Below are 22,649 nucleotides of genomic sequence, written 5' to 3' on the forward strand. Positions count from 1 at the left end.
CATGGAAACCTTGCTCAAAACGGGCAAGACCTGCAAAGTAGGCCAGGACTGCAAGATCGGCAGTTTGGGACTGTCTGTCCATCTCCCCAGCATCCCGGAAGTCTTCAGCAAAGACACTTTCCTGGCCCGTCTGAACGACCGGGCCATAGAGCCTCAACCCATCCCAATCTGGCGACCGCCAGCCTGACCCCAACCCCTTGAATCCGTGCCTTGCCGTCCTTAAACGGCCAGGTCGTCGCGCGCAAGCGCAGTTTTTCAGGAGTTGGGACATGCCTTGTTCCGTTCAACCCATTGGGCATCGCTTCAGCCGCAAGCTGATTGCTTTTGCCTTCCCGCTCGCAGTGGCTGTGCCGCTGGGAGCCACGCCTTTGTCTTTTGAGCAGGCACTGTCCCTATCCACCCAGGGTGCACCGACCCTGGCAAGTGCTCAGGCCAAAGTGGATGCTGCCCGCGCCGCCACCGCACCGGCTGGCGAACTCCCAGATCCCAAGCTGGCACTCGGTGTGGAGAACCTGCCCATAGGTGGACCGGATCGGTACAGCCTGACCGGTGACTTCATGACGATGCAACGCATCGCATACATGCAGGACGTCCCCAACCGCGGCAAGCGGGACGCCCGCGTTGCCGTGGCCCAGGCCAAGGTCAAGCAGGCCGAATCCGCGCAGCAGCTCTCCATGGTGTCCGTGCGCAGAGAAACTGCCATGGCCTGGATACGCCGCTACGCCTTGGAACAGCAAATCGCACTGTTTGACGGTCTTTTCAGGCAAAACAAGCTCCTGGAATCAGCCGTTCAGGCACAGTTGGCCAGCGGGCGCGGCTCCATCACAGACGTATTGATGCCCAGGCAGGAGGCCGCCATGCTGAGCGAGCGCCTGGATGAACTGCAGGCTCAACGTGCACAGGCCATTGCCACATTGCAGCGCTGGATTGGAACTGCCGCCGGTGAAGCACTGGACGGAGCGCCACCCAGTTGGTCTCTGGACCGCGAGGCTCTGACCCACCGTGTCCAAGGCCATCCCGATGTCAACCTGCTCAGTAGCATGGGCCTTGTGCTGGATGCCGAGCTGCGGGAGGCGCAGGCCGCTAAAAAGCCAGACTGGGGGGTGGAACTCGCTTACCAGCGCCGCGGAGAGCAGTTTGGCGACATGGTCTCGGTCAAAGTTACTTTTGATCTACCTACGGCACCCACGAAACGCCAGGATCCGCTTATCGCCGCCAAGCAGTTGGAGCGCTTGGGCCTGGATGCAGAGCTGGAACTTTTGCGACGCGAACACCTGCAGGAACTCAACACCCAATGGGCGGAGTTGGAACGCCTGAACCTGGCCGTAGAGCGCAACCAGACTGTTCTGCAGCCCCTCATGCGCGACAAAGTTGCCTTGACACTCTCCGCCTACCAGGCCGGCAAAGGCAGCTTGGTAGAGCACCTGGCAGCACGCCGGGAATTCCTGGAAACCCAGCTGCGATTCCTTTCCTTGCAGGGAGAACGCCAGGCCATCAGCGCAAGCCTGTTCTTCATCAACGATGCCCCACTGACCGGAGGTGCGCAATGAACTCTTCATCCATAAAAAAGAATGTCACTCTTACCGCGATCGGCCTGCTGATCCTGGCTCTGGGCGCTGCCGGTGGTGCTTGGTGGACCAAGCGCAACTCCGTCATGCCACCAGCCTCCGCTGAATCTTCCAAGTCTGAGCGCAAAGTGCTGTACTGGTACGACCCCATGAAACCCGATGCCAAGTTCGACAAACCTGGCCCATCGCCGTTCATGGACATGCAACTGGTGCCGCGCTATGCCGACGAAGGCGGAGCGGACACGGGGGCACTGGCCGTCTCCACACGCGCCAGCCAAAGTTTGGGAATGCGCCTGGCCACCGTGGTGCAACAGGCCCTGTCCAACACGGTCGAAGTCACCGGAACCCTGCAACTCAGCGAGCGGGATGTCAGCATCGTCCAGGCCCGCACGGGTGGGTTCGTGGAGCGGGTCTACTCCCGCGCGCCAGGCGATGTCATTGCCGCAGGCAGCCCTCTGGTCGATGTCACCAATCCGGAATGGGTGGGCGCCCAGCAGGAATTTCTGGCCGTCAAAGCCATGGGGGATGCCGCATTGACCCAGGCAGCCCGCCAGCGACTGGCACTGCTGGGCATGTCTTCCGCCTTGATCCAGCGCGTGGACAGCAGCAATCGCACCGCCTCGGTGACCACCATCACGGCGCTAGGTTCAGGTGTGATTTCGGAATTGGCAGTGCGCCAAGGCATGAGCCTGAGTCCGGGCATGACCCTGGCGCGCATCACCGGATTGGGTACGGTTTGGCTGGAGTTGGCCGTGCCACAGGCCCAGGCATCCACGCTGGAAGTCGGGCAAGCGGTGCAGGCCCGCCTCACTGCCGCACCAGAGACCGTCCTCAAGGGCAAAGTGACATCGGTGTTGGCAGAAACCAACCCGGACACGCGAACCGTGCGCGTCAGGGTCGAACTTCCTAATCCGGGCCAGAGACTGCGTGCCGGCATGCTGGCCACAGCGACCTTGCAAGGACCCACGGAATCTGTCCTGCTGGTCCCTTCCGATGCCGTGATCCGCACCGGCAAGCGCGCCTTGGTCTATCTGGCCGAGGACGGGGGCCAATACCGACCGGTTGATGTACAGCTTGGCGCGGAGCGCGATGGGCAGTTGGTCATCCGCCAAGGCCTCAACGTTGGCCAAAAAGTGGTGGCATCGGGTCAGTTCCTGTTGGACTCGGAAGCCAGCATGCGAGGGGTCGTTCCCTCATCGAGCCCGCCTTCCACCCCGATGAGTCCTGTTGCCCTCAGCATGGAGAAGGTTTCCGCCTTTGAAACGCAGGGGGTGATCGAGGAACTGGACGCCTCCAACATCAAGCTGCGCCACCAACCCGTGCCGGCCCTCAAATGGCCGGCCATGACCATGGGCTTCAAGCGCGCCAAGGAGTTGCAGTCGTCTGGCTTCAAAGTTGGGGACACCGTGCAGTTCCAGTTCAGGGCTGTCGGTGACGAATACGAAGTGGTGGCACTCAAAGGGGTGAAACCATGATCGCTCGCATCATCCGCTGGTCGGTGTCCAATCGCTTTCTGGTACTGTTGGCCACGGTGTTTCTGGCGGGTGCCGGCCTGTGGGCGGTGCGTTCCACTCCCATTGATGCGCTGCCGGACCTGTCCGATGTACAGGTCATCATCCGCACCAGCTACCCCGGCCAAGCGCCGCAGATTGTGGAAAACCAGGTGACCTATCCCTTGGCCACCACCATGCTGTCCGTGCCGGGTGCCAAGACGGTGCGGGGTTTCTCCTTCTTTGGGGACTCCTTCGTCTACATCCTGTTCGATGACGCCACCGACCTCTACTGGGCCCGCTCCCGTGTCCTGGAATACCTCAACCAGGTACAGGGGCGCTTGCCCGTCGGTGCCAAATCGGCACTGGGGCCCGATGCCACTGGTGTGGGCTGGATTTACCAGTACGCCCTGGTGGACCGCACGGGCGGGCATGACCTGTCGCAACTGCGTGCCTTGCAGGACTGGTTCCTGAAGTTCGAGCTCAAGACCCTGCCCAATGTCGCCGAGGTGGCCAGCGTGGGCGGCATGGTCAAGCAGTACCAGGTCGTGCTGGACCCGCTCAAGCTCAATGGCTATGGCATCACGTACGAGCAAGTGCGTCAGGCGTTGACCAATGGCAACCAGGAAACGGGTGGCTCGGTGCTGGAACTGGCCGAGGCCGAGTACATGGTGCGGGTCAATGGTTACCTGCGAACCCTGGAGGACTTCCGGGCCATTCCGCTCTCCAGCCGGGGCGGTACTGCCGTTCGACTGGGAGATGTGGCGACGGTGCAAGTCGGGCCAGAAATGCGCCGCGGCGTGGCCGAACTCGATGGTCAGGGCGAAGTAGCCGGTGGCGTCGTGTTGCTGCGCTCAGGCAAAAATGCCCAGGAAACCATACGTGCCGTCAAAACCAAGCTGGCCGAACTGCAAAAAAGCCTGCCACCGGGGGTGGAGGTGGTCACCACGTACGACCGCAGTGCACTGATTGCGCGGGCCATCGACAACCTGTCCGCCAAGCTGCTGGAAGAGTTCGTTGTGGTGGCGCTGGTGTGCGTGCTGTTTCTGGGGCACCTGCGCTCCGCACTGGTGGCCATCATCTCGTTGCCTTTGGGCATCGTGGCGGCCTTTGTGGTGATGCATGTCCAGGGGATCAATGCCAACATCATGTCCCTGGGCGGTATCGCCATTGCCATCGGTGCCATGGTGGATGCGGCCGTGGTGATGATCGAGAACGCCCACAAGAAGCTGGAGGCCTGGCAGCATGCCCATCCTGAACAGGTGTTGGAAGGCCAGGAACGGTGGAGCGTGATCACTGAAGCTGCCGTCGAGGTGGGGCCGGCACTGTTCTTCTCCTTGCTGATCATCACCTTGTCCTTCATCCCGGTGTTTACGCTGGAAGCCCAGGAAGGTCGCCTGTTTGGCCCTCTGGCCTTCACCAAGACCTACGCCATGGCCGCCGCTGCAGGGCTCTCGATCACCTTGATCCCCATCCTGATGGGGTACTGGATCCGGGGTCGCATCCCCGATGAGCAGCGCAACCCCATCACACGCGCCTTGATCGCGGTGTACCGCCCCGCGCTGGAATGGGTACTGCTGCGCCCCAAATCGACATTGGCCATCGCGGTCCTTGCCTTTGCCACCACGCTGTGGCCCGTGAGCCAGTTGGGTGGGGAGTTCCTGCCGCCCCTGGACGAAGGGGATTTGCTGTACATGCCGTCGGCCCTGCCAGGGCTGTCCGCGCAGAAAGCATCGGAGCTGCTGCAGATCACCAACCGGATGATCAGGACCGTGCCCGAGGTGGAGCGTGTCTTTGGCAAGGCGGGTCGTGCAGAGACCGCCACCGACCCAGCACCCATGGAAATGTTCGAGACCACGGTGCAGCTCAAACCACGGGAGCAGTGGCGCGTCGGCATGACGCCGGAGAAGCTGATCGAGACGCTGGACCAGGCCGTCAAGGTGCCGGGACTGTCCAACATCTGGATTCCACCCATCCGCAATCGCATCGACATGCTCGCCACCGGCGTCAAAAGCCTCATAGGCGTCAAAGTCAACGGCACCGACTTGGCCACCATCGACCGCATCGCCAGCCAAATCGAACAAGTGGCCAAAAGCGTTCCCGGTGTGTCCAGCGCCTTGGCAGAGCGCTTGACCGGGGGACGCTACGTCGATGTCCAGATTGATCGGGTGGCAGCCGGGCGCTATGGGCTGAACATCAATGACGTGCAGGCGCTGGTGTCAGGGGCCATTGGCGGCGAGAACGTGGCGGAGACGATCGAAGGCCTGGCGCGCTTCCCCATCAATCTGCGCTACCCCCGGGAATGGCGTGACACCCCAGAAAAGTTGGCCCAGCTTCCCATCCTGACACCCATGGGGCAACAGATCACCCTGGGAACGGTCGCCAAAGTTCGCATCACCGATGGCCCGCCCATGCTCAAAACCGAGAATGCACGCCCCTCCAACTGGGTCTATGTGGACGTACGTGGGCGTGATCTGGCCTCAGTCGCCAACGATTTGCGCCAGGCGGTAAGCCAGCAGGTCAAGCTCGAACCGGGGGTCAGCATCACCTATTCGGGCCAGTTCGAGTTCCTGGAACGGGCCAATGCCCGGCTCAAGGTGGTGGTACCGGCGACCTTGCTGATCATCTTCGTCTTGCTGTACCTGACATTCAGCCGTCTGGACGAAGCAGCCTTGATCATGGCCACGTTGCCATTTGCACTTACAGGCGGAGTCTGGTTTTTGTACCTGATGGGCTACCACCTGTCGGTGGCCACCGGCATCGGGTTTATCGCGCTGGCAGGAGTAGCGGCAGAGTTCGGAGTCGTGATGCTGCTCTACCTCAAGCAGGCCCTGGCGGATCGCGAGAGTCAAGGGGCTGCGCCGGGCGTGGCCATGGTTCTGGATGCCATCCGCGAGGGGGCCGTACTGCGGGTGCGCCCCAAGGCCATGACTGTAGCCGTGATCCTGGCCGGCTTGTTTCCCATTGTGTGGGGCAGTGGTACCGGCTCGGAAGTGATGAGCCGGATTGCAGCCCCCATGCTGGGAGGCATGATCACGGCGCCATTGCTGTCGCTCTTCATCATCCCGGCTGCCTATCGGATGATGCGTGTGCGAACCTCACGCAGACTCAACTAGTTCAGGGGAATCACCAGCGCCTTGTCAAAGAGAGGGTTTTCAAACTGAAAATCCTATCTTGAGAATGCGGAGGCTCGGTTTCTGACGTACCCCGCTGGGGTGGTCACCACGCGGCACCAGCCCATCTGGGTCTGCACATGGCCATGCAGGTATAGGTCCACGGAACCAGTCTGTATAGACTTACGGGGTCGCCAAACAGAACCACCGCCATGTTCTATTCAAGCCCGAGCCACAGGGCAACTTCAGTCGTACAAGTTCTTTTTCTGGATTTCGACGGTGTGATGCATCCTGAGTTTTGCCACGAGTCCAAGCACTTCATGCACCTGGAGACTTTTGAGACGGTGATGCGGGCAGTTCCCCATGTCGATCTGGTGATTTCCAGCACATGGCGCTACAAACGCTCCTTGGAACAACTCAAAGCCTTGTTTTCGGGCGATGTAGCGGCGCGCATAGTTGGCGTTACACGACCATACGGACAGCTAGAGGATGTTCCCGATGTACTTGTCGACTATGAACGCGAGGCCGAGTGCAGGAGTTGGTTGGGACAACATGGACGCACTACGCAAGAGTGGCTGGCCGTGGACGACCGGTCCTGGAACTTCCGTCCCTTCAATCCCCATGTTTTCCTGGTGAACGGAGAGGTGGGGTTGAATGCGAACGCTGCGACGAAACTTGCAGCCCGCATCCAAGGCGTATTGGCCTGATCATTGCTGTTATGGTCACTGTAATGTCTGCCACAAGCGCTACCAGCTGATGCCATGAGCAACGTTGACGACTATCTCAAAGCCGCCGAGCGCCAGAACACGCTGTCGAGCTACGCCTCAGCGATCCGACACTTTGAGGAGGAATGGAAAGGCTTGCTGCCAGCCAGCAGCGATGCCATTGCCCGCTACCTGGCGGACTATGCGTCCTCGCTGTCAGGCAACACACTGCGCCACAGACTGGCCGCGCTGTCACGGTGGCATCTGGACCAAGGCTTTGCCGATCCGACCAAAACCACCACCATCCGACAGCTGCTCAAGGGCATCCGCACCGTACACAACACCCCTGAAAACCGCGCAAAGCCCCTGGATCTGGATGTCTTGGAGCAGGTGGACCTCTGGCTGGCAGAGGGTATTGACCGGTCTCTGCGTCAGGGTGACGACGCATCGGCGCTGAGATTTACCCGTGACCGCAGTCTGATCCTGTTGGGATTCTGGCGCGGCTTTCGGTCAGAAGAACTGGCTCGTCTCTCAGTTGAGAACGTCCAAATCGTGTCCACTGAGGGAATGACCTGCTACCTGGACCGCAGCAAGGGAGACCGTCAGACACTGGGCAAAACCTACAAATGCCCATCCTTGTCCAGACTGTGCCCGGTAGCGGCATTTGCCCAATGGACCGCGCTGGCCAGGCTGCATGATGGTCCGGTGTACAGAGGCATAGATCGTTGGGGGAACGTATCGCGCAAAGCCATGCATCCCAACAGCATGATTCCATTGCTGCGCAATATGTTGTCCCTGGCGGGAGTACCAGACGTGAAGGAGTACAGCAGTCACTCTTTGCGGCGTGGCTTTGCCGGCTGGGCCCGTGCCAGTGGCTGGGATATCAAGGAGTTGATGGAGTACGTGGGTTGGCAGGACATCAAGTCAGCCATGCGCTATCTGGATACCCCAGACGCCGAACTGCAAAACAGGTTTGAGCAAAGCCTGCAGAAGGGACGCACCAGGAATGAATAAAAAAATTCCCTCCAAGCTGCTTCAGCAACTCTATCAAGCGCTCAATGGAAAAAATCGACACTTTGGCGGTTTCGCCCATTACACGCCCGTTGATGACACCATCATCGCACGCGGATGGATCTACAGCATTGAGTTGGAGGAACTGCTTCTTTCGACAGATTCACGGCTTGCGTATCTGGACTTGGACCGGTTGACGGAATACCTTGAGATCCCTTGGCGCGCGGTTTACAAACGCCCAAGGTACCTGTCCGCTGGCGCGATGGCTACCAACGCACTCACTCTGGCCGATGCAGCATGCCTGCTTGTTCGCATGGAGGAGATGGGTTTTGACAGCCATCCCGAACGCTTGGTAGAGCATGGGCTCCGTGCCCAAAAGGATCTGACTCATGTCACGGGTAGCGAATGGACCTTGCTGTCCTACCCAAAGCGGCGCCTGAAGGAAGAGTTTTCTGCCTATTCTGATGAGCAGAACGATGATGGGGAGTGGACACCCCACAACTGGAAAGACGCCCAGGGACGCCGCATCAAATTCACGCTGGTAGGGAAGCTGCCTCACATATTGACGGTCAGAGGGCCCAAGTACAGAAGGCCTGCAGCACAGGGAATGGTCACTTGTCCTGACTGTGGGTGGCGGTATACCAAGGGAGACCCGGAAAGTGCGATGTCCCATCGGTCAGAACACGCCCGGGTGATGCGGTTCATGAATCCGCGCCCGATTGCGGCGTTCAACGCCAGACTGGAAAAGCATGCCGATCCAGAGCTGGTAATTGGCGATTCACCCATATGGATGCACCGGGAAGTCCATCAACGTGCGCTCCAGTTCAAGTGTGAATTTCAGTACGACTTCCTTCAATGGGAAGGTTCGCTAAGGAAAAAGAACCTGCGCGCCGAAAGCCATGGCTACTTGTTTGCGGATCACACCGACACACATGGACCTGGCGCGGCTATCGGTGCCTGTGCCTTTTGGCAGGACGGTGAGAAATGGCGGTTGCGTTGGATATGGGTGTGTCTATCCATGCGTCGCTCTGGAGTCCTGGCCCGGCGGTGGGCGGAGTTTCTGCGGCGGTACGGGGATTTTGAAATTGACACACCGCTGTCAGAAGCCATGGTGGCATTTGTGAACAGGCGTGGGACTGCGAAGCAAAAGCAGTGTTTGCAGGCCCAGCCATCAGCCGAATCCCCAGATTTGTAGCCATTCCAATATGCAACTGCCACTCGCCCCCAGTCACGAGGAAATCGTCACCAAGTTCAATTTGGAGATTCTGAAAACTCCTGGTGATCTAGTGCTGAAAAACGGCGATATCGCGTTGACCAAGAGTGGCGATCTGATGCTGAACAACGAGCACTACAGCGCCATGCGTCGATTTGTCAGCGCGTGGCGTTTCAACGCGCCCATGCTCAAGTCACTTTTGGACCTGGCCATGGCCGTCAGTTCGCGGTCCGAGGACTTGAAAAGAAGCCTGGACCAGGTTGCTGACCATCACCTGGATTCAAACCCAAAACCGTTCCTACCCGGCCCGACAGCTTTCGAGCGCCGATTTGCATTGAACGAAGAAATCGCGGCAAATATGTTGGGTTCCGAGTCCTGTTCCGGCGCAATTCTGCTGAATTTGACGAGTCTCCTTCAGGCTTTGAGGGATGACATGAATGCAGCTCGCCTCGATTGGGAGGGCACAGCGCCGTTGATCCACGGACATTCAGTGGGAGTCATTTTGGTAGCGACCTCAAATTACTTTCGGCATTGGGACGAGTGGAGAAAAACCTCGCCGCCGACAACCAGACAGGCAACGTCGATGGATGTTCTGAACGCCGTTTTAGACAGTGCCGGGTTGAAGCAGCGCAACCATCGACTCATGGGGGTCGAGGGGATATGCACAAAGATACTGGATGTTCTGAGCGATGGTGATTTCGAAATACTCTCCGAGCGGGTCTTCGCATTCGCCAATGGGTTGAAGCCCGGCCCATAGGCGGTGGCTTAGAGCGATCTGCAGAATCAGGGTTTACCCTTGACTTAAACCGCTACAAATAGCACCTAAACCGAGATCACCCCTTTAGTCGCTCCGCAAACTGTTTTGTACCATATATGCGGGTGCGCAAATGGTGCTGAAAACTGACAGTGCCGCATGCGCACTGAACAGGATCAAGCTTTCATGAAGGCCTACGCGGCCGAGGTCAAGGCCCGAAGGGCAGAACTCAAGATTTCGCAGGACGAACTGGCGGCGCGGGCAGAGGTCAACCGGACCTACATCGGCAAGATCGAGCTGGCGCAGAACCAGCCAACCCTGGTGGTTGCACTGCGTATTGCGGGCGGACTGGAAACTGGTCTGCCGGAGATGATGGCCAGCGTCATGCAGCGGTATGGGAAGGAGTTGCGCGGCCTTCGTAGAAGTGCTCGGCAATAGGGTAGCCTGCAAAACAACACTATGACCTACCTCAAATCGCTCACATCAACAGTTCGGTCTATGCACTTGGAATACCAGGTGCATTTGCTTGCTTTCGGTGTCCTGCTATCGAGCGTGGTTCTAGCGTGGAAGTCGCCGGGTTCATATGGAGTACAGCAGACGCTGATGCTCATCTCATCCTTGGGTTTTGCTGCTGGCTTCTCGGTGTGGTGTTGGCCAACTGTCAAAAAGGTCTGGGCGCACCCAGTTGGAAAGACAGCAATTGCCACGTTTCATGTTTTCGTTCTATTTCTCTCGACGGCGTTCGCCCGCTCCGTCGTCGCGTCATCGCTTGGCCTTCCGCCACAGGATTTTGACATGACCGTCGCTGCCATTTCGTTGGCCTCGTACATTCCGGCCTGGTCTCTTGTCATATCGCTTGTTCTGGGCGTCACGGCAGTAACTCTTGAGATTGCGGGATTTTTTGCAATGCTCGCCAGACATTCTTTCGGAACCGTCGCAAAACTCTTTGCACGCATGTTTGGTGCTATTGCCATCTGCGCTATATCAGGTGACATCTGCGGGTTTGCAATGAAGAACGAAACGTTGCTACATCCTGCTGCCAGATGGATAGCGTACTTCTGTGATTTCCAGCCGGCTGCCAGATACCCTGGAATTGCAGAAGGGGAACGTATTCGTCTGCACGAAAATGGAGTGATTTCCGTGGCAGAAATACAAGGCGGGGAAATCCGAATCCAGGTTCGAAAATACGAACAATAGCCTGACAAGGAAATTCAATGGTCAGAATATCGAGCAGGCTTTACTCCATACATTACATGAGCCGCCAGAACCCGCACCAGCTCGAGTAGGGCAGGCGTCAAGTCAAATCCAGAAAAGATGATCGAATCCCGATACTGGCGCACTGAACTACGAGATGAGTTAGCCTGGCTGAGAAAGCATCGAAGCTATCGTCGGTGGTCTGAGAAGCAGTTGGTGCTTTTCGAGCGAAAGCTGATGCTCGTTGCCTTTCAAGTTCGCTCGCTCTTGGAGCGACCGAAAGTTAACGATCGTGCGCGCAGCACAGGCATGTCAGTTGTGCGATACAAGAAGGTCGGCAGCCGCCCGTTCACGGCCGCAGGGGTTGGGTGGCCGCATGAACGGTTCGATATGGAGAGTCCGGAGCCTGCCGTCTTGTCCGCTCTAGACGTTTGCAATCAGTTGATTCATTACTACTGGATGCAAACGTTGTCGGAAGGCAAGACTTTCGTGGCAATGTTGGTCTTCTCGGACTACATGCGTCACAAGTGGGCTTACGAGTTCAGCGTAGAAGACCTGTTGGGTTTATTCAGCGTGTTCGCACAAGATTCTTCCGCCGTTGTGGGCTTGGAGTTCGAGTGGGATGAGAAGAAGCAGGACTACGTGGTGAAGAGAGCCGGGGGGCCGGATGATGCGACGGTCAATCCCCCCATTAAACGGACGCTAGCTTTGCGTTAGATAGATCTTTGTCGCGGGAATATCTCCAATGAATCCATCAGAACGAATTGAACGATACAAAGCCTTCAAGGCATTCTCAAACAACTACGCACCAAAATACGAAGAGATTTCACGCGCCGACAAAAAGATCCAGGAGTTAAACGGCTACTACAGCCTCTGCGTCTGCCCCGGGGGAAGCGCAGGCGGCTCCAATGATCGCCTATTTGAGATATTTTACGGGCACCGCCCATTTGACTCACAACGATTTGATCCTTTCAACAGAGATCGAGTGAAGGTCCTCGTTGAGCACGGGGCGCGACTGCATTACAACCTCAAAGACAATGGCAGAGTGGTCGCCGCCCTCTACCCGGCCCAAACAGATCATCTATCTCCCATCGAAGACGCGATATTGATATCCGAAAACCTTGACCCCAAATATCTTCACAAGGTATTTAGAGCGCATTTTGAATCACTCAATGCATACATGCGCTGTACAAGCTTAGATGGTGAACCGTCAAAGGTAGATGTGCTGCGTGTTTTTTGGCTTCGACTCACACGCCCATTGATTATCGAAAAAAAGAAGCAACAGACTAGACTTTGGACGCATGCCGCAAGCATTTTCAGATTCACAATGAGCGTTGGACTCAGTGGATTCTTATTGGCGGTAGTAATGGCTGTCACGGCGTCACCACCGCGAGACTATTCAGCAGAAATCAATCAAGCAAGCAAGACGCTGATCTCCATTGATCAGAAAATTGAAGTGCTTTCCAATGGGCTGAAGGAAGTCCGCGAGGATCGATCCCAGACAGCCAGCCGGAATGGCGTTAAAAAGTGATGCTCACAAAGAAGCAGCATTACGTCCCACAATTCCTGTTGCGCCGATTCGCCGCTGAAGCACCGAGTGGGTGGAAAACTAATGTCTTTGACATTGAACGTCAGCAGCTCCGCAACAATCAAAACGTAAAGGATGTTTGCGCCGAGAACTACATGTACGACAAAGACAACTCCTTCGAGAGCTTCCTCGGAGAGCATGTGGAAAACCCGGCCTCGAAAGAAATTGACTCAATCATTGCGACTCCCGAAAAAATCAGTTGTACGCCGGAACGTGCAATGCTTTTGTTCTTAACAGTGCAAATTGCGCGGACACGGCAAGCGTATGGTGCGAACCTCGCGTTTCTGAACAAAATGATGGGGACAGTCTTCGAGAAATTTGCCGAGCTGAATGGCATGGATGTTGACGCCGCAAAACGCGTGCAGATGCGCCCCGAAGAACCTCGGGCGCTTCTTTCGTACATGGCTGCCTCAGCAGCAACGAATTACCGGCTGATCGCCGACCTCAAAGTTGCTCTGATCGCCAATCAGACCGGGCAAGAGTTTGTTCTCTCTGACAACCCTGTTTTCAAACACAACTGGTATCTCCGCGATTGCAATGAACCACTGTCGGCATCAATTACCGTTAGAGGGCTGCAACTCTTCCTCCCCCTCTCCCCAAAGTTGGTTTATTGCTTGTATGACAGTTCCGTCTATGCCTATAAAACCGATGGTCCAACCAAAAGTGTGGTGCATGCAACACACGATGACGTCAGTTTGCTCAATTCATTCCAAGCAATAAACGCGGAGAGTTTTTTGGTTGCAAATTCAACTCATATGGGAGCACATCTCCAGAGCATAGGGACCAAGTACCGTGCAGCGCAGGCCTTCACTGAACACGCCATGGCCACTCAACCCACCCCAGACGCGGATGGAAAGCTGAAAAGCATGCACTATGTTTGGAGAGAACAAATTCGGCTGGCGAAGATGCCATCCTTCATCAAGGTAAAGAACAAGGTGCGCCGCCGCTCAGTCATCTGTGAACATCGGCAACCAGACCTTGTTGCCGCGCACGAATTGGCTCAAGAGCGCATTAAGAACGAGAATGCGCCTTAGACTTGGGTTATCACTTGGCGATCAGTCGACTATTTTCATAAGGCTCTAGCATTTTCAGCGGAAGCCTGGTAGCCTGGCCGGATTACTGGGAGACTAAAACACATGAAGCATTTTGTAGATCTTTTCAGCGGCGGGGGACTAGGGGCTCGCGGCGCAGTGATGGCTGGCCTGACCCCCATCCTGGCAGTAGACATGTGGGACATGGCCTGTGACACCTACAGAGCCAACTTTCCATCCGCAATTGCACTCAATCAACGGGTGGATGACATCAACCCCTTGGAGCACATCAAGCGTGAAGCCGTGGACCTGCTTCTAGCTTCTCCGGAATGCACGAACCACTCGGTCGCCAAGGGGGCAGCACCTAGAAGCGAGGAGAGCAAGGAGACCGCGCTCCACACAGTGGACTGGATAGCTACGCTCATGCCGCAGTGGTTCGTCATAGAGAACGTCAAGGAGATGAAGGACTGGCACCGCTACGGAGAGTTGCTTGATCTGTTGAGGGCACTGGGCTATCAATTGCGGGAGCAGGTCATCAACGCGGCGGAGTTCGGAGCGCCTCAGTCAAGGGTACGGCTCTTTCTGATTGGTGGGCTGGGTCTCCCCCCGCCGGAAATCAGACCCGAGCCCTCGGTAAAGCGCATGACGGCCAGAGATATTCTGGACCCGGATGATCGATGGAAGTTCACCCCGGTCTTCACCAAGAAGCGGGCGAAGAATACGGTGGCCAGGGCACGTAACGCCATCGCCACACTGGGTGACGATGCTGAGTTCTTGATCGTGTATTACGGCTCCGGTGGAGATCGATCCTGGCAGACCCTGGATGAACCGCTGCGCACGGTGACCTGCGTCGACCGGTTCGCCCTTGTGCGCAAGCTGGATGGCGAGTGGAAAATGCGCATGCTCCAGGTTCCTGAGATCGCACGGGCTATGTCGCTGCCGCCCGAACACATCTTTACTGTTGGCTCCCGACGCGAGCGCATCAAGCTCTGCGGAAATGGCGTCTGTGCTGAAGTGATGAAGCGGATCGTGGAGCAACTCAAGGCTGCAACGCCCGTTACTCCTTCAGGGACGGGGCAGGCAAAACGGAAAATTCCTGTCTCAGCCTGAGCTCAAGTGCCTCAGCGTCACGGGTCTCACATTCCCAGACCTCCACAACCCGCCAGCCCTGCTCCTGAAGCAGGGCCTTGTTGCGCCGGTCCCTGTCCACATTGGCCTGGAACTTCGAGGCCCAGAACTCTGGCCTCGTCTTTGGAGTGGTTGCAAGTTTGCAATCGTGCCGGTGCCAGAAACAGCCGTGAACGAAGATCACCGTACGATGCTTCGCAAGTACGAGATCGGGCCTGCCTGGCAGGTTTCGACCATGCAGCCGGAACCGCAGACCGAGACGATGCGCCATCGAACGCACTAGGCGCTCAGGCATGGTGTTCTTTCCCCGGATGGCCTGCATGACCTCCCGGCGCTTTGAAGGTGAGAAAACGTCCATTTGCGGTTCGAGCTATAAGTGTCCCCTGGCATTAAAGTCGGCGCGGACATGGCGTCAACTGCGCGCCACAAATTTCACCACCAGTCCACCCAGACGTCCATCGATCCAAACGGCTATCCCTTAACATATGCCGATTCATTCAGGGAATCTCACGTGACCAAGAGCGTACCGTTCAAAGTCCAGTCGCATATCCTAAAGCTGCTCGGAGACCAGCTCATCGGCCATGACCGACTGGCAGTGTTCGAGCTCGTCAAGAATTCTTACGATGCTGACGCAAGGACGGTGACCGTCACTCTTGACTTGCTGGCCCCGGTGCCCAAGATCAGCGTCAGGGATGACGGCATTGGGATGTCCGCGGACACGATTGAGAACGCCTGGCTGCAAGTCGGAACTGACTCCAAGCGCAACGCTGACGCACGCAGACGCAGCCCGCTTGGAAGATTTCCACTTGGGGAAAAAGGCGTTGGGCGTCTCGCGGTACAGAAGCTTGGCGACACCATCAGGCTCGTAACACGCCAGCAGGGCCAACCTGAGCATTCGTTCAAGATCTCATGGGGCGCGCTGATCGATAGCGCACGTTATCTCGGCGATGGGCTTGAGGTCCAGGTAGCAGAGCACCCCTCACCAGAGGAGTTCACGTCCAAGTCCGGCACCCTTGTCGAGATTACTGATCTGCACCATACGGATTGGTCTCGACGTGAGATTCGTGATCTGTACAGGCTTGTCACTTCACTCTGTAATCCATTTGATGATGCATCTTCCTTCAAGGTCGATCTGGAATTGCCAGGGAACGAAACGGCCGTAGCAGATCTTCCAAGCCTTGATGACATGCTTGCGTCGGCTGTCTGGAAGTTTGATTACGCGATCGCCGAGAGCGGGTTGATCACCTGGAGCTACGAATTCCGCCCACCCCGGTTCAAGAATTTGGCCCCACAGACTAAGGGGCCTGTTACCGAGAAGCTTGCACTGATCGACCCAGATCCCGACGAAGTACGCCCCCGGCCAGCAACGCGTCCCGCAGGACGTGCAGAAGGCGAGGAGGACGTTGAAGACGATCACATCTTCGTTCGACCCGGGGATCTGGAAGGCATAGGCCCCATTAGCGGCTGCATCTATGCATTCCACCGTCGAGACGAAATTCTGAAAGCCTCGGGCGCACCGCAACAGCTCAAGAAGTGGCTTGAACAGCAAACGGGCGTCCGTGTCTACCGTGACAACATCCGAGTCTTCAACTACGGTGAAGCTGGAGAGGACTGGCTCGGGCTCGATGCGCGTCGAATCAACAGACCTGCTGGAAAGCTTGGTGCACAGAGCGTAATCGCACAGGTCTTACTAGACCTTGCAAAGAGTCCGGACCTCAAGGAGAAGACCAACCGGGAGGGATTCGACGAGAACGCAGCATTCCGCCGCCTGAAACGCATAGGCCTCAGCGTCTTCGACTTGTTCCAGCGACAACATGGTGAAGACCGGTCCGCGATCGATCGCGCACTGAAGGGGGACGAAGATCCTCCACCAGTACAGGCGGCACTGGAACGCTTGGAAGCACTCGGGAAGAAGCACCATATCGAAAAGGAGGTCAAGCCGGTCCTCCAGGCGATCAAGGCAGAGCTGAAAACCTTCCAGGACGTGATGGTTTCATCCGGACTCGCTGGTATGAACCTCGCGCTCATATTCCATGAGATCGTTCACAGCATCGACCGAATGCAGCGACGATTGCAGGCGGGTGCGGATCCCGAGGAAGTGCGCAGGGAAGTCGATCATTTGCGCAAGCTCCTGGAAACCTTCAAGCCATTGCTGCAGCGTGACCCTGCGCGAAACGTTTCCGTCCACGATCTCGTGAGACGGGCCATTGGCCTGCATGAGGACCGCTTCGCACGGCATGAGGTGGTCGTTTCCAACTGGACTGCCGATACCGAGAAGCGCCATGACTTTTCATTGAGCGTGCCGCGGGGCCTGATGGTTGCTGCGATCAGCAACGTGATAGACAACGCGATCTACTGGGCTAGGTTCCGGCGAGAACGTGATGGCGGCAGTGCCCCAGCAGCGATCCTGGTACTGGCTTCGTGGGATGAAGAAACGGGTGGAATGATCGCCGTGTGCGATAACGGGCCAGGCTTTCAGCTACCGCGCGACTATTTAGGAAAACCGTTCTCTACAACGCGTGCCGGCGGCATGGGATTGGGACTGTTTTATTGCAAGGCTGTTATGGAATCGATAGGGGGGAGCATGGACGTAGTGGATGCATCGGAGCTGAACGAACTGGTAGACCTGCCAGCCGCCTACGACGGCACGGCCGTTGTATTCAGGTTCCAGAAAAAATGATCCCTCCCTACTCGAGAGTCGCGGCGATCGACGACAACGATGAACATCTAAAAGCGATTGCATGGGGACTCAGCCAGGCTGGCTTCTGTCCGTTGCCCTTCCTCTTTGAAGACGGCGATCTTGCCTCCCCGCCACCGGAACCTGTCGCTGGCATACGGATCATCTTCACCGACATTCACATGATTGGCGGCAACCTCGACAACCACAAGGTACACGCCGGCATCATCATCAAGTGCTTGAAGAGGATTGCCGCGTCTGGACCCTATGCGCTGATCTTCTGGTCGATGTTCCCAGCCGATGTCGAGCAGATGAAAAAGCTGATCGAGAGCGATGGACCTGGCGCTGGCCTAACGACCCCGATCGGCTATGGGGCCATCGACAAAAACAAGGTATTGGGAGCGGGAAATCCAGCTGAATTCAACGCACAGGCTCTACGCGATCTCATACTAGAACAAATGGAGACGTTCCCCACCCTGGCTACAGCCACGCAGTGGGAAATGCGTGCATCCGAGGCCGCAGCCAAAACGACGGACACTGTCTTCTCGCTGACGCAGGTACGGCCTGCTGAGGAACGCGCCAAGGAGTGGGAGAGTCTGCTGGCATTTCTCGCTACGGAAGCAGTTGGCAAAGCCATCGCTGCGAAGAACGTCGATGCAGCGCTGGACTCAGCACTGCTTCCCATACTTGAAGACCAGCTCAGTTTCGTTGGTGGAGGCACGACGGCGCAAATTGCAGATACGCATCCACTGCAGGTTGCCTTGTCTGGAAGCCGCCCCAAGCGCCCCAAAAAGATATCCGTAGCTCGGCTCAACGCCTGCTATCTCGTTGATGAGGCTGGCGCCGCGTCACCGAAAGGTGAATTCGAACGAGGAATGGTCATTCAGCTGCCGGGGGGGTTCGTCAATTCCGGTGAGTTCATGCGACATTTTGGTCGCGAAAAATCTGAGCTGCTGCAAAAGGAGTTCCTATGCGGTGTGGCTACACCAGAGCAAATCAGCATGCTGCCGCTCCATGTAGTTGAACTCGGCCCGGAATGTGATCATGTGCAAAGCAAGGTTTCCACCCACCGGTATCTGCTGGCACTGTTAGTGCCAGTCGCATTGATGGAGCTTTGTCAAAGAGAATCCGGCGGGTATCACAACGACAGCGTGATCGATGCAGGCAGGATAGCCTTCAAGGGAGCGCCAGCAGACGAATTCCACTTGCTGATCTCGACACGCTGCTTCATGGCTCTCGCTCCCGGGGTCTCGGTGGGCGGCAAATGCAAGTTCAGATTGCGTCGGATGTCTATTGAAGAAGTGGTCCACCGCTACACGTCCCACACAAGACGGCCAGGGGTCATGCGATTCAATCCTTGAAACCGTCTTTTTTGATGGCAGCTGCCCTGGTGCCATTTTTGAGTAATTCGGCAATCCAGATGGTCCATGTGTGACTTCGATATCCAAGTGATCTCATCCTAGTCAGCGCAGCGATTCACAGCGCGCTGCGCTTTGTGCAGTTCTTTCTCTTCACATACCGCGACTGAGTCAATCCATGGAAAAGGTAAGCGCAATTGCGTTGATCGAGCGCCTGATGACCGACAACCAGGCAAGCGCATCCAGCAGTACTGCTGGCCATGAAAGGCAGGCAATCACAGAGATTTTTCGAACGCTGGATATGTGTGCGTTTGCATTTCGAATGGCACCAAACCGATTGGAACTCGTGCAGCACGACGGTGCCCGCCATCTGATGCTGATGGGTGCCGCTTCCGCGCTGACGCCATTGCTGGCCAAAGTCGGCACTTGCGGTGGGCCCATGCCGTGGAGTCCTTCGAATCCGCGGATCACACAGTACATGGATGGCTACCTCTGGCGGTGTGGTGCGCTGCACTCGCTGCATCGATTGGCAAGTCTCGAACGATACGGTCTAAGTCGGACGCACTACGACGGCCAGAATCGGCTGAGGATTGAAGTGGATACAGATGAAGGCGAGGCGGCCGACCGGCACGCCGAGACTTGGTTCATTGCGCAGCGTCTCGAAGCGGCAGGTGCACTGACAACTCTGAGCAATAGCCAACTGAAACAGGTCAGGCGCAGGCTGGATCAACGGTCCGGAATCGATCTCGGCGGCTGGTTTATACGATACTCCTTTGACGAGGAGTTGATGGCTCGAAGTCTTCGCCGGATCAAAGAGCTGGAAATCTGGTGGCCCGAAGCGGAGGCTCTACCGGATACATCGATGATAGGTGGGCAATCGTTCCGAGCATGGAAAGACGCTTGCTGCCAAGTAGCTGCCCAGGCGATGTGTCACCTAGAGTTCTGCACAAGACTTGTCGCAAGGCACAAGCAACTCGACCTGCGAAATCTGCTGACGTTGTTCCGGACCCGCAATGACGTCGCCAATGATTGGCGGGCAAACGGGTATGAACCTGTCTGGGCTGGCATGACGGTGCGATCTTTGCTGCTCGATAGTGTGTCGATCGAGGATTCGCTGTCACACTACGACACGCCCTTCCCGTTCTACGTAGATCTCGGACCGGATTACGTCCTGACCCCGTCAATGGCAGCACTCATGAACCCTTTCGTCGGCATGGTGAGGCACCTGCGCAGCCACTACGGCGAGGATTGGGACAAAGCTGTCAACTCACGTGAGAACTCTCTGCGAAACGAGCTTGCCGCGCTGTTACCCGCCCCCCGATTTAAGGTCAGCAATTCCGGCTTTAAGCTCAGGAGGCCAGATGGCAGCGTGCTCACGGATATTGATGCAGCGGTCGTGGACAACCACCACGGCACACTTGCATTCTTTCAAATCAAATGGCACGACGTCTTCTCTCGCTCTTTGCAGGAAAGGGCGAGCCGGCGAAGCAATATGCTGAAAGCTACCGAATGGATTGACAAGGTAAATGGGTGGATCGGGGGCCGAACCGCTCGTGAAGTCGCGTCCGTACTGGGGATGAAGTTTTCAGCCCCAGTGTCCTCCGAACCACCAATACTGTTCGTGATGACGCGCCATGCAGCGCGATTCTCGGGAGAAATGAATGTTGACCAGCGCAGCGCGTGGATATCCTGGCCTGAATTCACCCGCTGCGTGCGTGAGAACTCTTCCAACGATGACATGCTGCGAGCCATCTGCCTGAGCCATACACCAGAGAACAAACCTTCAGATCAGCCTGCCTCAACAAAGCCTGCCAAAACTATTTCCTACCGCTTCAACGACGTCGAAATCGAAGTGACAACTCCGGGGCGGGAGTAGATAGCTGACCTCACAATGTGTGGCCTTGGTTCGGCTCTACCATCGTACCTCTCGCCTGAGAGAATGTGAGGCCACAGTTTCAATGCCTATCGACCCTGACGGTGCATGTTCAACGTCAAGACGTTTTTGGAATTCCTCGACCTTCGAGCGCAGGCCTTCAAAATTCGAACGCTCCGGCAGCGCCGACAAAATCTCTGCCAGCAGACCGGCCAATGCCGAGACGTGCTGCGACTGATCGCCTGTCATTGAAAACGCAGGCGGTGCGACGCGCCCCTCGTCGAACGCCCAGTCTACATATGTCCATAGACTGTCTATGGATGCATGCCCCGTGATGCTGGCCAGCCTGCTCAGCAGGGTGGTCATCAGCTGAAGGCCGTGAGGATGGCTGCTCTGGAGAGCCTTGAGTCTCTGCACCATTTGGAGGGTGATCCACCGATGTCGGAACATGTGGGCGGTCGCCCGCTGTTCCAATCCTGCTCCTTCGCGAAGGTCGGAAATAATCTGCGTCACACTGGCTGCCGCCAGTTGCCCACCACTTCGAGTGCAAAAGGCCCAGCCCGCATCCTTGAACGCCCTATCGCGCTTCGCGATACGCCGAATTTGAAGTCTGCGGTGAACTTCCAGAAAGACTCGAATCGCCTTGAGGGTATCCACGGGAACAGGAACCTGCCGTATTGGATTGCCTCTGCGTTTCGCCGTTCTGACTTCCAATCGGCCACCCAAATCGATCGCCCGACCAATGTCCATGGCACGGAGCCAAACCAGCTCCTCACGCCGAATGCCAGAGTCCGCCAGCATCTTGAGAATGGCGATATTGCGGGCGATGACAAACTCAGATTTTGCAGTAGTGCGACATGCCCCCTGTAGGTCACGTATTACCTCGCTTGTGATTGGTCGAACTTGACGACGGATGTTTGGTGCCACCAGTGCAGGATGGTGAACCTGACTTGCACCTCGGCGATTCCGCACACGCCGAATCGTGAGTGAAATCTGTGCACACTCTCCGTCCGCTCCGACAAGATGCGCGGTTGGCACTCGAAGCTGCAACCACGACAGAAAATCGATGGCACGTAGAACAAGCCGGTTTGCATGGTTCGCCGAGGCCCCCCTGCCACACGACGGTCGCATCACATAGTCAGCATACGCAATCAGGTGCTCATCATGCATCTGCTCTATGCCAAGGTCTGCTTGATGCAAGAACCGGAGCAACTTGGACAAATCACTGCAGTAAGTGTTGACGGTCGTAGTCGCCAAACCTCGCTTGCGCAGCGCAACCAGATACATGTTGGCCTGCCAACAAATTCTCCCCGTTGGCCAGAACATAACGCGCATACCGGGTGCGCTCACTTTGCCTCCACCCGATTTTTCACCATGCACGGCGAGACAGAAACTGTCAGAAGCTTCGATCCAAAGTTTTCGTGCTTTTGACATTTCACTTGACCCTGGTTAGATGGGGATGTTCGTCTCCAAATATTCGCAGATGATGTTTCAATTGGACCATCGCTGAAGGGTTGTTCTCGGCCAGGTTACGCATGCGCTTCATCAAGTCCAGATAGCGATTCGTCATCTCGAGAATGGCAGCAGCTTCTCTCTCAAGCCCTTGGCGGATCGCCGCTTCAACGGAAGAGCGCGCTGTTGAGGTAGCGTTGTGATTCCGAAGGTACTCCACAGATAGGATGAACGCACGATACCCACCTCCATGCATGAGATCAATATGCTTGCGCATCGTCTTGGGGCTGACCGGATATATCCCTTGATCCACATCCTCCCAGGCAGCCAGGGCATCGACGCTTGCAAACCTCACCCATCGTTCATCGCTGCTCGCATTACCAGATCGTTGCAGTTCATCAAAAACTCTGAGGCGAGCAGCAACACTTTCTTTTGCGCGATTGCTTCTTGCTTCTATACCTGGCGCAATAGCACCCTTCGTGAGTCTCGCCATGC

The 22,649-nt window shown here is 56.8% G+C and carries 20 protein-coding genes; 17 read left to right on the top strand and 3 right to left on the bottom strand.

The genetic code is table 11. From position 1 onward, the window contains the following. The first annotated feature begins 1 nt into the window (after nt 1). From ACOAP0_RS09100 to ACOAP0_RS09165, 14 genes are all read left to right on the top strand, one after another. Nucleotides 2-187, top strand: coding sequence for a hypothetical protein (locus tag ACOAP0_RS09100; RefSeq protein ID WP_498377740.1), 186 nt, complete (start codon nt 2-4; stop codon nt 185-187). An 82-nt stretch (nt 188-269) separates the two neighbouring features. Next, entirely contained in the window at nt 270-1,550 is a 1,281-nt protein-coding gene (locus ACOAP0_RS09105; protein ID WP_138517157.1) for a TolC family protein, read from the top strand. Next, nucleotides 1,547-3,043, top strand: a complete 1,497-nt coding sequence (locus ACOAP0_RS09110) for an efflux RND transporter periplasmic adaptor subunit (RefSeq protein ID WP_498377737.1) — start codon at nt 1,547-1,549, stop codon at nt 3,041-3,043. The genes ACOAP0_RS09105 and ACOAP0_RS09110 overlap by 4 nt, the downstream gene beginning before the upstream one ends. Next, nucleotides 3,040-6,174, top strand: a complete 3,135-nt coding sequence (locus ACOAP0_RS09115; protein WP_138517161.1) for an efflux RND transporter permease subunit — start codon at nt 3,040-3,042, stop codon at nt 6,172-6,174. Before ACOAP0_RS09110 ends, ACOAP0_RS09115 begins: the two co-directional genes overlap by 4 nt. 209 nt (nt 6,175-6,383) lie before the next feature. Then, a complete protein-coding gene (locus ACOAP0_RS09120) occupies nt 6,384-6,878 on the top strand; it encodes an HAD domain-containing protein (RefSeq protein WP_138517163.1) in 495 nt (164 codons plus the stop codon). Nucleotides 6,879-6,932: 54 nt separating this feature from the next. Further along, the gene (locus tag ACOAP0_RS09125; RefSeq protein ID WP_498377736.1) at nt 6,933-7,889 is read left to right on the top strand and encodes a site-specific integrase; all 957 of its coding nucleotides are present in this window, start codon (nt 6,933-6,935) and stop codon (nt 7,887-7,889) included. Beyond that, complete coding sequence (locus ACOAP0_RS09130) at nt 7,882-9,081, top strand: hypothetical protein (RefSeq protein WP_138517167.1); 1,200 nt, start codon at nt 7,882-7,884, stop codon at nt 9,079-9,081. The genes ACOAP0_RS09125 and ACOAP0_RS09130 overlap by 8 nt, the downstream gene beginning before the upstream one ends. 10 nt (nt 9,082-9,091) lie before the next feature. Further along, a complete protein-coding gene (locus tag ACOAP0_RS09135) occupies nt 9,092-9,856 on the top strand; it encodes a hypothetical protein (RefSeq protein WP_138517170.1) in 765 nt (254 codons plus the stop codon). Between the two features lie 156 nt (nt 9,857-10,012). Next, nucleotides 10,013-10,291, top strand: coding sequence for a helix-turn-helix transcriptional regulator (locus tag ACOAP0_RS09140; protein WP_498376114.1), 279 nt, complete (start codon nt 10,013-10,015; stop codon nt 10,289-10,291). A gap of 21 nt (nt 10,292-10,312) precedes the next feature. Beyond that, complete coding sequence (locus tag ACOAP0_RS09145) at nt 10,313-11,050, top strand: hypothetical protein (protein ID WP_498376116.1); 738 nt, start codon at nt 10,313-10,315, stop codon at nt 11,048-11,050. A 117-nt stretch (nt 11,051-11,167) separates the two neighbouring features. Next, the gene (locus tag ACOAP0_RS09150; RefSeq protein WP_498376117.1) at nt 11,168-11,764 is read left to right on the top strand and encodes a hypothetical protein; all 597 of its coding nucleotides are present in this window, start codon (nt 11,168-11,170) and stop codon (nt 11,762-11,764) included. A 28-nt stretch (nt 11,765-11,792) separates the two neighbouring features. Further along, nucleotides 11,793-12,578: a hypothetical protein gene (locus ACOAP0_RS09155; protein ID WP_498376118.1), complete on the top strand. Its 786-nt coding sequence runs from the start codon at nt 11,793-11,795 to the stop codon at nt 12,576-12,578. Next, complete coding sequence (locus tag ACOAP0_RS09160; protein WP_498376119.1) at nt 12,578-13,669, top strand: DUF4238 domain-containing protein; 1,092 nt, start codon at nt 12,578-12,580, stop codon at nt 13,667-13,669. Before ACOAP0_RS09155 ends, ACOAP0_RS09160 begins: the two co-directional genes overlap by 1 nt. Before the next feature lie 102 nt (nt 13,670-13,771). Continuing rightward, complete coding sequence (locus ACOAP0_RS09165; RefSeq protein WP_498376120.1) at nt 13,772-14,776, top strand: DNA cytosine methyltransferase; 1,005 nt, start codon at nt 13,772-13,774, stop codon at nt 14,774-14,776. Here ACOAP0_RS09165 and ACOAP0_RS09170 read toward each other — a convergent pair. Then, nucleotides 14,724-15,152 (bottom strand): very short patch repair endonuclease, encoded by a 429-nt coding sequence (locus ACOAP0_RS09170; RefSeq protein ID WP_498376121.1) that lies wholly within the window; start codon nt 15,150-15,152, stop codon nt 14,724-14,726. The genes ACOAP0_RS09165 and ACOAP0_RS09170 overlap by 53 nt on opposite strands. A 153-nt stretch (nt 15,153-15,305) precedes the next feature. Between ACOAP0_RS09170 and ACOAP0_RS09175 the strand changes: the two genes are divergently transcribed. From ACOAP0_RS09175 to ACOAP0_RS09185, 3 genes are all read left to right on the top strand, one after another. Continuing rightward, entirely contained in the window at nt 15,306-17,474 is a 2,169-nt protein-coding gene (locus ACOAP0_RS09175) for an ATP-binding protein (protein ID WP_498376122.1), read from the top strand. Continuing rightward, entirely contained in the window at nt 17,471-18,832 is a 1,362-nt protein-coding gene (locus ACOAP0_RS09180) for a hypothetical protein (protein ID WP_498376123.1), read from the top strand. The genes ACOAP0_RS09175 and ACOAP0_RS09180 overlap by 4 nt, the downstream gene beginning before the upstream one ends. 175 nt (nt 18,833-19,007) lie before the next feature. Beyond that, the gene (locus ACOAP0_RS09185; RefSeq protein WP_498376124.1) at nt 19,008-20,705 is read left to right on the top strand and encodes a hypothetical protein; all 1,698 of its coding nucleotides are present in this window, start codon (nt 19,008-19,010) and stop codon (nt 20,703-20,705) included. Nucleotides 20,706-20,741: 36 nt separating this feature from the next. Here ACOAP0_RS09185 and ACOAP0_RS09190 read toward each other — a convergent pair whose 3' ends face one another. Then, entirely contained in the window at nt 20,742-22,136 is a 1,395-nt protein-coding gene (locus ACOAP0_RS09190) for a tyrosine-type recombinase/integrase (RefSeq protein ID WP_498376125.1), read from the bottom strand. 1 nt (nt 22,137) lies between these two features. Next, complete coding sequence (locus tag ACOAP0_RS09195) at nt 22,138-22,647, bottom strand: hypothetical protein (RefSeq protein WP_498376126.1); 510 nt, start codon at nt 22,645-22,647, stop codon at nt 22,138-22,140. Nucleotides 22,648-22,649: the final 2 nt, after the last annotated feature.

The organism is Curvibacter sp. Hmag1.1 (genome assembly GCF_059769165.1).